Source organism: Borrelia crocidurae, from assembly GCF_000825665.2.
GTDB classification, from domain to species: domain Bacteria; phylum Spirochaetota; class Spirochaetia; order Borreliales; family Borreliaceae; genus Borrelia; species Borrelia duttonii.
Genome location: NZ_LN609267.1, coordinates 595,251 through 607,472, shown reverse-complemented (window position 1 = coordinate 607,472; position 12,222 = coordinate 595,251). Strand labels below are relative to the sequence as shown.

9 protein-coding genes and 1 pseudogene (1 of these 10 cut by a window edge) are annotated in these 12,222 nt (G+C 27.9%); 1 reads left to right on the top strand and 9 read right to left on the bottom strand.

Going from position 1 to position 12,222, the window contains the following annotated elements; all coding sequences use genetic code 11:
- Window positions 1-31, top strand: the final stretch of a protein-coding gene (locus tag BN1173_RS02980) for a M15 family metallopeptidase (RefSeq protein WP_052456024.1). It extends 773 nt beyond the left edge of the window; the window shows 31 of its 804 coding nt (coding positions 774-804); its start codon lies off the left edge, out of view; it ends in the stop codon at window positions 29-31.
- 9 nt (window positions 32-40) lie between these two features.
- Here BN1173_RS02980 and recG read toward each other — a convergent pair whose 3' ends face one another.
- The 9 genes and pseudogenes from recG to BN1173_RS04620 all read right to left on the bottom strand — a co-directional run.
- The gene (gene recG, locus BN1173_RS02975) at window positions 41-2,104 is read right to left on the bottom strand and encodes an ATP-dependent DNA helicase RecG (protein WP_014696412.1); all 2,064 of its coding nucleotides are present in this window, start codon (window positions 2,102-2,104) and stop codon (window positions 41-43) included.
- A gap of 9 nt (window positions 2,105-2,113) precedes the next feature.
- Complete coding sequence (locus tag BN1173_RS02970) at window positions 2,114-2,686, bottom strand: YggT family protein (protein ID WP_040236492.1); 573 nt, start codon at window positions 2,684-2,686, stop codon at window positions 2,114-2,116.
- Window positions 2,687-2,697: 11 nt separating this feature from the next.
- A complete protein-coding gene (gene dnaE / locus BN1173_RS02965) occupies window positions 2,698-6,132 on the bottom strand; it encodes a DNA polymerase III subunit alpha (RefSeq protein ID WP_040236491.1) in 3,435 nt (1,144 codons plus the stop codon).
- Between the two features lie 123 nt (window positions 6,133-6,255).
- A complete protein-coding gene (locus tag BN1173_RS02960; RefSeq protein WP_040236490.1) occupies window positions 6,256-7,431 on the bottom strand; it encodes a methyl-accepting chemotaxis protein in 1,176 nt (391 codons plus the stop codon).
- 108 nt (window positions 7,432-7,539) lie between these two features.
- Window positions 7,540-8,127 carry a hypothetical protein gene (locus BN1173_RS02955; protein ID WP_040236488.1) on the bottom strand — a complete coding sequence of 196 codons (588 nt, stop codon included), beginning with the start codon at window positions 8,125-8,127 and terminating at the stop codon, window positions 7,540-7,542.
- Window positions 8,128-8,207: 80 nt separating this feature from the next.
- Window positions 8,208-9,818, bottom strand: coding sequence for a glutamine hydrolyzing CTP synthase (pyrG, locus tag BN1173_RS02950; RefSeq protein ID WP_139418560.1), 1,611 nt, complete (start codon window positions 9,816-9,818; stop codon window positions 8,208-8,210).
- A gap of 340 nt (window positions 9,819-10,158) precedes the next feature.
- Entirely contained in the window at window positions 10,159-10,962 is an 804-nt protein-coding gene (locus BN1173_RS02945; RefSeq protein WP_246040040.1) for an ABC transporter permease, read from the bottom strand.
- Window positions 10,963-11,038: 76 nt separating this feature from the next.
- Complete coding sequence (locus BN1173_RS02940; protein WP_040236484.1) at window positions 11,039-11,857, bottom strand: ATP-binding cassette domain-containing protein; 819 nt, start codon at window positions 11,855-11,857, stop codon at window positions 11,039-11,041.
- 61 nt (window positions 11,858-11,918) lie between these two features.
- Window positions 11,919-12,222 (bottom strand): annotated as a pseudogene (locus BN1173_RS04620) (glycosyltransferase family 2 protein); the annotation flags it as partial.

The window sequence follows — 12,222 nt, the reverse complement described above, 5'->3', positions numbered from 1 at the left end:
ATCTCTACCGGTTTCATTTAAAAGCGAATAAAAATTAATATTAACTACCCTTAGAAACTGAACTTAAATATGATACTAAAAGGTTATCTAGCAACTTAACATCTGATTTATCATAAAAATCTCTATTTGAACAAAATATATCAAGTTCTGCTCTCATTAAACCTATAATTTCTTTATGCTCAACAAAATCAGATATCCTAAGATTGAAATAGCCACTCTGTTCAAGACCAAATAAATTTCCAGGCCCTCTTAATTTAAGATCCTCCTCTGCTATTTTAAATCCATCTGTATTTTCCTTTATAGTTTTAAGTCTAAATTTACCTGCTTCCGTTAAAGGTTCCTTATAAAGCAAAAAGAAAAAAGACTTTAAATTACTCCTACCAACACGTCCTCTAATTTGATGTAATGTAGAGAGTCCAAAACGTTCTGCATGTTCTACCACCATACAAGTTGCATTGGGACAATCAATACCAACTTCAATAACACTCGTTGCAACCAAGATATCAATTTTCTTTAAATAAAAATTATGCATAATTTCTTCCTTCACATAAGATTCAAGCTTAGAATGAATCATAGCAACAGAATATTCAACAAAAATATTTTGAAGATTTAAACACATACTAGTAGCATCCTTTAGATTAAACTTTTCTGAAGATGATATTAAAGGATATACAAAATAAACCTGATGTCCTTTTCCAAGTTCATTTTTTAAAAATTCATATACCTTTTCCTCATTGCCATGTTTTGCCAAATATGTAGTAACAGGTAGTCTACCCTCAGGACCCCTTTTAATTAAAGACACTTCAAGATCTCCAAAAAGGGTTAAAGCTAAGCTTCTAGGAATAGGCGTTGCTGACATTAAAAGAACATCAACTTCTTCACCTTTATTTCTAAGCTCTTCTCTTTGTTCAACTCCAAACTTATGCTGTTCATCAATAATGACATAAGCCAAATTTTTAAACTTTGTCCCTTGAGAAAAAATAGCATGAGTCCCAATTACCAAACTACAAATTCCACTTTGAATCTTTTCTAAAACTTCATCTCTATCTTTTTTTTTCAAACTTCCAGTCAAAAGAACCACAGAAATATCAAAATCTTTTAATATATTTGTCAAACTATTATAATGTTGACGTGCTAATAGATCAGTAGGCACCATAAATGCAACCTGATATCCAGCTTCAATTAAAGGAATACTAGAGAGAAAAGCAACAAGGGTTTTACCACTTCCAACATCACCCTGTAAAAGTCTATTCATTGGTTTGTTATTTTTAAGATCATTAATTATTTCAGTAATTGCAATTTTTTGATCCCTTGTAAGTTCAAATGAAAGTTTTGAAATAATTTGTTTTAACAAATCATTAGATAAATTTTTTTCTGCTCTTAAGAAAACCCTATAACTCTTACCCCTTGAAAAAAATTGAAGTAAAAAAATCTCTCTATAAACTAAAGTTTTTTTTGCTCTCCTAAGCATTTCAAGAGAACTTGGAAAATGAATCTCATTTAAAGCTTCATGCAAAGACAATAATGAATATTTATTTATCAAAAATTTAGGAATATCTGATTGTCCAAATTTTACAAAATACGCAAGAGCACCTTTCACATAAGAAGATATTTTTTTAGAACTAAGTCCCTCACTAAGAGAATAAACAGGCATAATTTTTTTAAATTTTACAGGATTATAACTAAATATCTCACTATCAAAATTAGAACAACTCCACATCTTAGTATAATCGTTATAACTAAACCTAGCATAAATATAAAACTTTTGACCTATCTTAAAAATTCGCTCTAAAAAACTTCTATTAAACAAAAGAATTTCAAATAACTCACTATTTTCACTCCTACCTATAATCTTTAAATTTCTCTTAAAAGTATTTCCAAAATCTCTATGTTCTATAACAGTAAAAATCGTCATAAGTTCACAAATTCTAACTTGTAATGGATCTGGAAATGCTGCCATATTTTTACGATCTTCATATTTTTTTGGATAATATTCTATTAGCTCTTTAACATTTGTAATTCTAATATTATTTAATCTATCAATTCCCCTACTGCCAAGACCATTAATGCCTTGTAAGCCATACTGAAATTCATGCAAAAACACAAAAAATCCCTAAAAAGGCAAATAAAAGCTTAAAATATTAATAGCCATTATAGCTTGCTCAAAAATAATTATAAATGCTAACAATAATGATGCTGCTACAATTAAACTAACGGCATAAGACATATGCTTATCTGTAACTATATTTTTTATCTTAAAAGATAACGGCACTAACAAAGAATCAACACTTTTCATAAAATCAGTACCATCAAATAAATGTAAAAACAGAAATATCACTCTTAAAACAAAGAAAAAAATAAGAGCAAAAAAAATACTTCTAAGTATTCCCCAAGCTTCCATAATAAATAATACTATAAACGTAGAAAGCTTATAATTGCCATAAGATAACATTCTCTCGGTTATCGTAATAGTAATTAAAGCCGCAATTGGTGAGAAATCATAAATACCAAATCTAAAAAACCTAATGCTTCTAAAAACAGATAAAAATGGCTCTGTTACATTATATATAAATTTGAAAAATGCATTAGAACTAATTCCTGAGGATACCAACCAACTAAGAAGAATTCTAATTAAAATTAAAATTCTATAAATGTTCAAAAATACAATTAAAGTCTCTGTTATCACAACTAATCCTCCTAATCAAACCAAATATCCTCCACTATTTTATGGTCTCTTAATTCATTAATTTTAAACTCATCAGGTTTAAAATTTAGAATTAAATCCATTTTAAGTTTTAAGTCTCTACCATTATTTTTTAAATAAAGATAAACATATGAAAATCCCGTATCATCCTCAAGATCGAAGATTTTATTTTTTAAAGAAATCAGAAGATTAGAATCATTTAATCCCTTATTAGTAAATTTAATATGAAGATTATTAATTTTATTAATCGAAATTTCTTTTATAGTTAGAATTTTTTCAACTATTATGGAAAATTTATCTCTACTAAATGTAAGCTTCCCTATAACACCAATTACATCATCTTCAATTAACAAATGTTTATATCGATCATAACTCTCAGGAAAAACCACAATTTCGATTGAACCTTCAAAATTTTCAACAATTCCAAAAGCCATCCTAGCATTATTTTTCTTCAGATGAACAACTCTTATGAAGTTTAAGCTACCTGCAAATTTAACAATAGTATTTCTCCTAGATGCAAGATCTTTTACAACATTAAAGTTTGTAAAAAATTCCAATTCTGATTTATAAGGATCAAGAGGATGTCCAGACACATAAAACCCTAAAAGCTCCTTTTCAAATCCTAAAAGCTCAAGATAAGAATATTCCTCAAATAAATTGTAATTAAAAGTCTCTTCCAGAATATTTTGAGAAGCAAATAAACTATTTTGTCCCTGTTTTTTTGCATTCTTATTTTCTAATACAAAAGCTATTAATTTATCAAGATTTTCAATAAGTGTTCTTCTATTTTGTCCAAGACTATCAAAAAGACCAGACTTTATTGAAGCCTCAAGAAATTTTTTATTTATAACTTTTTCATCTACCCTTTTAATAAAATCTTCAAAAGATTTATATTCTCCATTCTCTTGCCTCTCATTCAGTATAAGATCAACCATTAGTTCACCAATATTTTTAATTCCATTAAGACCATAAGAAATATCAGAACCAATGACACGAAAATCTTTAAAAGATTGATTTATATCAGGTCTTAAAACATTAATTCCCATCGATTTTGTTTCTTCAATATAGTAAGACAACTTTTCAGTATTATTAATTTCATTTGTCAAGTTAGCAGCCATAAAACTTGCAGGATAATTAGCTTTAAGATATGCTGTTTGATAAGCTATTAAAGAATAAGCAGCTGCATGTGATTTATTAAAACCATAACCAGCAAAAGGCTTCAAAAGTTCAAATATATCACTTGCAAGAGTTTCATCATAACCTTTCTCAAGAGCACCTTTTATAAAGTCAACTTTCATCCTATTCATCTCATCTTCTTTCTTTTTGCCCATTGCCCGTCTTAAAATATCTGCTTTTCCAAGAGAAAATCCACCAATAATTTTTGCAACTTCCATAACTTGTTCTTGATAAACAATAACACCATAAGTTGGTTTTAAAACTTCTGTTAAATCTGGATGAGGATATTTAATGCGCTTAGCCCCCGTCTTAGCAGCAACAAATTGTGGTATAAATTGCATAGGGCCTGGACGATAAAGTGCATTTAAAGCAATTAAATCTTCAATATTATCGGGTTTTGAATCTTTCAAAATTTGTTGCATACCTTCAGATTCAAACTGAAAAACAGAAGTACTACGCCCTTCAGAAAGCATTTTAAACGTCTTAGCATCACTATCAGAAATAGTAGCAATACTAAAATCAGGATCAGTAATTTTAATAAGTTTCTCTGCATTTTTTATTAAAGTTAATGTCTTAAGTCCAAGAAAATCCATTTTTACAAGACCACAATCCTCTAATAAATCCATAGTATACTGTGTAGAAACTGTATCTTGCTTATAATCCTTATAAAGAGGAACATAATCTGTTAAAGAAGTTCTAGCAATCACAATACCTGCTGCATGTGTTGATGCATGTCTATTCATGCCTTCAAGAACAAGAGCTGCTTCCATTAACTCATTATAAACAGGCCCCTTATTTAAATATTCTTTCAATGCCTTATCTTTCAAAACTTCTCTCAAGGAAACTTTTGGACCATCGGGAATAAGTTTAGTAATCTCATTAGATTGAACAAAAGGAATATCTAAAACCCTACCCACATCCTTAAATACAGCCTTGGGTTTTAGAGTTCCAAAAGTAATTATCTGTGCAACCTTATCTTCTCCATACTTTTTTGTAACATACTTTATAACCTCATCTCTACCTTCAAAGCAAAAATCAATATCAAAATCAGGCATAGAAACACGTTCAGGATTTAAAAATCTCTCAAAGAGCAAATTATATTTTAAAGGATCAACATCAGTAATACGTAAAGCATATGCAACAATAGAACCCGCTCCAGAACCACGACCAGGACCAACAGGAATATCATTATCATGAGCAAACTTAATAAAATCCCACACAATTAAAAAATATGCCTCAAATCCCATATTAATAATTGTGGAAAGCTCATAAAAAGCACGCTCCTTAATATTATCGGTTATGTTTGCATATCTAAATTTTAAACCTTCAAGTGTTAAATGTTCTAAATATTGACCCTGAGTATCAAATTCCTCGGGTATATGATATTCAGGAAAAATAGGACCTGGAAATTTAATTTCAAAATCATTACATTTTTCAGCAATCTTTAGCGTATTTGCCAAAGCTTCTGGTAAATCTTTAAAAAGCTCACACATCTCTTCTGGAGACTTAAGATAAAATTCATCCGTTTCCATTTTAAATCTGCCAGAATCGCTTCTCTTAGCACCAGTACCAATACAAACAATAATATCTTGAGCCGTAGCATCCTCTTTATTGACATAATGAGAATCATTAGACACACTCAACTGAACATCAAGTTCTTTAGAATAAGCTATTAATTTTTCATTAACTATATCTTGTTGTTTAATTCCATGACGTTGCAATTCAAGATAAAAATCATCTCCAAAAGTATTTTTAAACCAAAGAATCTCATTCTTTGCATCATCAAATCTATTTGAAAGAATCAACTGAGGAATAATGCCTCCAATACATGCAGACATACAAATAAGCCCTTCTGAATACTTTGCAAGATCATCTCTATCCATCCTAGGCCTATAATAAAATCCCTCAAGATAAGAAACACTTGTAAGTTTTAATAAATTCTTATATCCTTGCTCATTCTTTGCAAGAAGAATTAAATGATAATACGGTTTTCCAAATTCATCATTCTTCTTTATATGTTTTAAAGTATTTGACATATAGGCTTCAATGCCAACTATGGGCTTAATACCTGCTTTTTTTGCCTCTCTATAAAACTTAATAGCACCAAAAAGATTGCCATGATCAGTCAACGCAATATGAGACATATTGTACTCTTTAGCCTTTGACACAATATCTACAATCTTAGCAGCTCCATCTAAGAGTGAAAAATCTGAATGCACATGCAAATGAACAAACTTAGCTTTTAAATTCATACTTATCTTACCAAAATAAAACTCGACCTTTTAATAGCAAACACCTTAAACTAAAGTAAAATAATTAAATGAAAAATCTTTAAACTACTTATAAACTAGAATAACACAAACAATAACTTTAAATTAGCAAAAAACATTAATGCTCTGATTTTCACATTCAACTACCATGTTTTTAACAGATTCAAGTCTACTAATTATTTCATTCGATAAATTTTCAGCCCGCATGAAAAAATCCCTTGCATTCTTCAAATCAGCATTGTTAAAATTACCTTGTGAAAAAATTTTGATTATCTCAACAACAAGCTTATGAATATTTAAATAATCAGAATAAATATTCTCCCAAACTTCTCTAACTTCAAGCTCTTTTGGAGCAAAACCTTGATAAAATAACCCAAAACCATGTTTCACAGGATCACTTTGAATTGCCATACTTTTTTGATTATCAACAATTGCTTTTACAACACTCATCCAAGACATATGTTCTGAAATAATAAATTCCAATTCCTTTAAAAAATCATCATTAGAATACACAAAAGCTTTAGAAACAGATAAAGAATCACAATTTCTTGACAAATAAGAAACACTAGCTTCAATATTTTCAAGCTCATTAATTAAAGTTGAAAATTCACCTTGTTGACCAATACAATATTTAAATGATTCTTCAAGCGAAGTAAGCTCTTCTATCATATTTAAAAAAATATTATCAATACCTAATTGCAATTCCTTAATATTCTCAGAAATCAAATCTGTAGACACCTGCTCAATTTCCTTAACGGAAATCATGTTCATAACGCCCTTTGCCTGATCTGATAGTCTTTTAATCTCATCAGCAACAACAGAAAATCCTTTTCCATACTCTTTTGCTCTTGCAGCTTCAAGTTTAGCATTAAGAGAAATCATATTAGTTGCACCTAAAAAACTATTAATAGTTTCTAAACTTTTTTGAACATCCATAATAATATCAGTAACTTTTTGCAATTTTTCTTTATTATTTTTTTCAATATCTTCAAAAATAGCATTTACTTTAATTCGACCATCATTTACCTTACTGATAAGTGATACGCAAACCTTCTCAACATTTACAAAACCAGAAAATAAATTTTTATATAAAAATTCAATATTAACTAATACATTACTAATAGAAGACTTAGTGTGATAAAAACCCCTCACAATTTCTTTTAAAGAACTTTCATTCTCACATGTACTAATATCATCAATATTGTCAACATCATTGAAAGCATTATCTTTAATATCAGACGTAGCAGATTTTTTTTTACAAAAAAATGGAAATTTATACATGAAAAAATTTTACCATAAAAAAGAATTTTCTAACAATATAAAACAAATTTAATCTAACAATTATTTATAATATCATAAATAAAGGATAAATATCTATAAATTATTATTTTACTTACTCCTAATGAAAGAATACTTACCTGTTATTTTATTATATTCAAATAATATATCCTCATAAGAAAAAAATTTCACAAAAACATTAATAAAATCTTCAAGTCTCTCTTTCACTGATGGCAAATAAAAATCGTTATCTAATTTAAAAATGTCATCTGCATCTAATATCATTAATTCTTCATTTTGTTTTAAGAGCATCCTTTTAGGTTGCCAAAAAAGAACATTAACCTTATCACCTTGAATCAAAAATCTACTAAGTTCATACTCAAGATCAACATGATCTGCTTTTGCCTCAATAATACCAATAATAACACATTTTTCATAATCCAATCTTTTAATAAGTACCGCATCTGCTAACACACCTTTTCCTAAAATATCAAGAAAAAATTGTTCTTCAATCTCATATTGATCGTAAAACGGAAGGCTTGCTATTTTCCTTAAAAGATTAAGCAATATATATTTTTTACTCATATATTGATTATTATGTCTCAAACAAGGTATTTTCATTCTATACTTAAGTTCATCAAAAAAATATTTAACCAATCTCTTCATAGAGATTGCTCTCTTAACATCACTTTCATTCATCTTATACCTCCTAACCAAATATCATAAAAAATCACCTACAAAACATGTTGAATTTATAAAATAAAATCAAATTTTCAAAATTAAAGACATGCTTTTACTAATCCTACAAAAAGTTTAGACGGACTTTCCAATCTAGTAATAAGCTCAGGATGAAACTGACAAGCCACAAAAAATTTATTTTTAGGTATCTCTATTATTTTTACTATTTGAAAATCTTCAGAAAACCCAGAAACGACAAGACCATACTTGCCAAATAAATCAAGATAATCATTATTAACTTCATATCTATGCCTAAATCTCTCAATAATCATATCATTTCCATAAAGTTTAAAAGCAAGAGTATCTTTTTTAAGTAAAACGGGATATCCTCCAAGTCGCATTGTAGCACCCTTATTCTCAAGTTCTTTTTGTTCAGATAACAAATGAATAACAGGATTTATAGAATTCAACATAGCATTATCTTCAGATAAAACTTCCTCAGTATCAGCATCAAATATCCCACAAACATTACGCGCAAACTCAATAACTGCAAGTTGCATTCCAAGACAAATACCAAGAAAAGGAATATTATTCTCACGAGCATATTTAATTGCACGAATCTTACCTTCATACCCTCGGCTTCCAAATCCGCCAGGCACAACTATGCCATCTACACCTTCCATCATTTTCTCATCAAAATTAATACCGTCAATGACAGTTGTCTTAACTAAGATATCCAAATTGGCAGAAACATGAGTTAAAGACTCAAATATTGATGCATAAGAATCACCAAGTTCAGTATATTTACCACAAATAGCAATATTTACAACCTTTTGGGGCGAGAGAAGATTTTTCTTTATTACATTTACTAACTTTTCAAGACCATCCACCTTAGGTGTAACATTAATTTTCAGTTTTGAACCTAAAATTTTATGCAATCCTTGTTTATAAAAAGATATAGGTATTTCATAAATAGTTGCAACATCAATATTATCAACAATGCAAGAGGCATCAACATTACAAAACATTGCTATCTTATCTCTTATTTGCCTTGTTAAGAGTTGAGAACTTCTTGCAATAATTAAATCAGGAAAAATTCCAGCTTTATTTAAGGTCTTAACACTCTGTTGAGTAGGTTTAGATTTTTGTTCATTTATCCCAGCAGGATTTGGAATATAAGTTAAATGAACAAAAGCAATATTATCAATTCCAATGTCATACCTTATCTGTCTCATTGTCTCAATAAACAAGATATTCTCCATATCCCCCACAGTACCACCAATTTCAATAACTAAAAGTTCACTATGCTCTTCTCTAGCAATATTTAAAATTGTCTCTTTAATTTCATTAGTAACATGAGGAATAAGCTGTACAGTTCTACCTAAATACTTTCCACGCCTCTCATTTTCAAGAATACTTTTATATATTTTTCCCATTGTAATATTCCAAGTAGATTTAGAATTTTGGTTTAAAAATCTCTCATAATGACCAAAATCCATATCAACTTCTCCACCATCATCAAGAACAAAAACTTCTCCATGTTCAACAGGATTAATAGTCCCAGGATCAGTATTTAAATAACCATCACATTTAATTGGTGTTATTTTCAAATTATCCTTAAACAATCTTGCAATACTTGCAGAAGTAACCCCTTTACCTATTCCAGAAATTACACCACCTGTTATTACTAAAATCTTTAGATTATCCATGATTAACACCCTCCAAATAAACTCAATACGCAATACAAAGGCCCACAAAGCCTTTAACTACATTTTAAAATGTCATAAATTCTTGAGACAATTCACTACTATAAAAAGACTGATACAAATTAAAAATAATATTTTACTCATCTCTATACAAAATAAATGTTTTATGTAATATTTATATACAGACAAAAGATTACCTTTAAGTTAAAATTTTAAACAAAAATATTAATTATAGAAATTAACATTTATTTAATTCAAAAATCAATCATGACCCATTGTTAAGCATGAAGTATATGCGCATAAATTACATAAAGAAGTAAAAATGTCACAAAGCAAAATGACCCATTTAAGCATGAAGTATATGCGCATAAATTACATAAAGAAGTAAAAATGTCACAAAGCAAAAGACAAATATAACGAAAAAAGACATCAAACCCACTAAAATATTAGAATTAATTTTTTTAGTACTTAAATTGCCCACATTTCTAAGCAGAAAATATGAATAAAAACAACTACATAATGCAAAAGACATACTAATATACTTAATAAAATAATACTCTCCCCACTTATCAAAATTATTTTTAAGTTCAAATAAGTAGTTATTAACAAAAAACATCATAAAATCAAATAAGACAATCAATGCTGCATAACATAAACTTATAATAACAACTGATTTAAAAAAAGAAAATCTCTTAAATACAATTCTAAATAACAATAACATAGAAAATCCAACAAAATAAATAAGATAAGTATTGCCAACAAACATAAAAAACACATTAAAAGACAGAGTCTTTATTTGATTGCCCAAAAAAAGCTTTTTATCTAATAACACAGTTATATTTACACCCATATAACAACAAATGACTACAAACAAAGGAAATAGAAATAAAAATTTAGACAAAACAAACAAATATTTCTCTAAAGTAGAAACAGGTAAAGACAAATAAAACACATTTTTAAGTGGATCATGAATCGACTTAAAATAACTAAACATATTATATATTGAAACGAAATACATCATACAAAATAAAATCAAAAAAAATACTGTATTGGTTAACGAATCATCAACAACCAAAAGTTCAACTAAATTAAAATCCAAATAACTTTTGAATAAAACATGAATTAAAGGAAAAATCAAAAAAATTGACATAACAAAGTAAAAATAAAATTTCTTATGATAAACAAAATCGTATGATTAAATAATAAAAACAATTTATGTAAACTAATCATTTTGAAAAATCCCTTAAACCATCATTAACAACATATAAAAAGAAAAATTCAATATCAAAATTATTATTATCAAAAGTACCACTTTCATAATAAAGTGATTTAAATCCATCTTTTACTTTTTCATAATAAAGTTCTTCTCCATCTAATTTATCTACAATCTTAACTTTATAATTATTTTTAATATGAGACACTGAATCTGAAAAGAGAACATTATTATTACCAATAATGATCAAATGCTCTACAATATCTGATAAATCTCTAACATTATGTCCTGTAATAAAAACCATCGTATTTCTTAAATTACTCAAAATATCTCTAAAAACATTTTTTGACGCAATATCAAGCCCATTTGTAGGCTCATCAAATATCAAAACAGGAACGCCTGTAGCAATAGAGAAAGCAATAATACTTTTTTTCTTCTGTCCGTATGACGCAGATGATAACTTAAGATTAATATCTAATTCAAATCTTAATAAATATTCCTTAAAATCTTCTTCCTTAAAATTTGGATAAAATTTACACAAAGATTTATAATAATCATTTAAAGAAATATCAGGCAAAGAAAACTCTTCCGGAACAAAAAATAAATTTACTAGATTTAAAGGATTTCTTGGAAAAGTCTTTAAAGAATTAAATAATATCTCTCCTTCAGATGGATTTAAAAGTCCACTAATAAGCCTAAGCAAAGTGGTTTTTCCTACTCCATTTTTACCAAGAACCAAATAATTTTGAGGCCTTTCAACAGATAAATTTACATTAAAATAAACATTAGTTTTATAATACGAAAATGAAATATCTAGCAATTCTATTTTCAACCAAAATTCTCCTTCAGCCCCATTATAAAATAGTATCAAAATAAATACAAGAATTAAAATACTAATTTTTCAAGAAAGCCTTATACATAAATATGGAAAAATTAACATACAATACAGAACTCAGATTCCAAATTTTTAACATCATTTTTGGCAAAGTTTGTAACTCACTAAATCTGGAATTTTTAAGACTTCCATAATAATTTTGAAATTCTTTTGAATTTTTAACTTCATTAAGAACAAAAATGAGTTTTGCTTTATGAGCTTTATATACAAGTTTATCCTTAATATGCCAATTTATAACATAAACTTGCTTAAAAGAATTTTAAGCTAATAAAGTTGCAAGTATCTAATTGGTTGTACTTTTA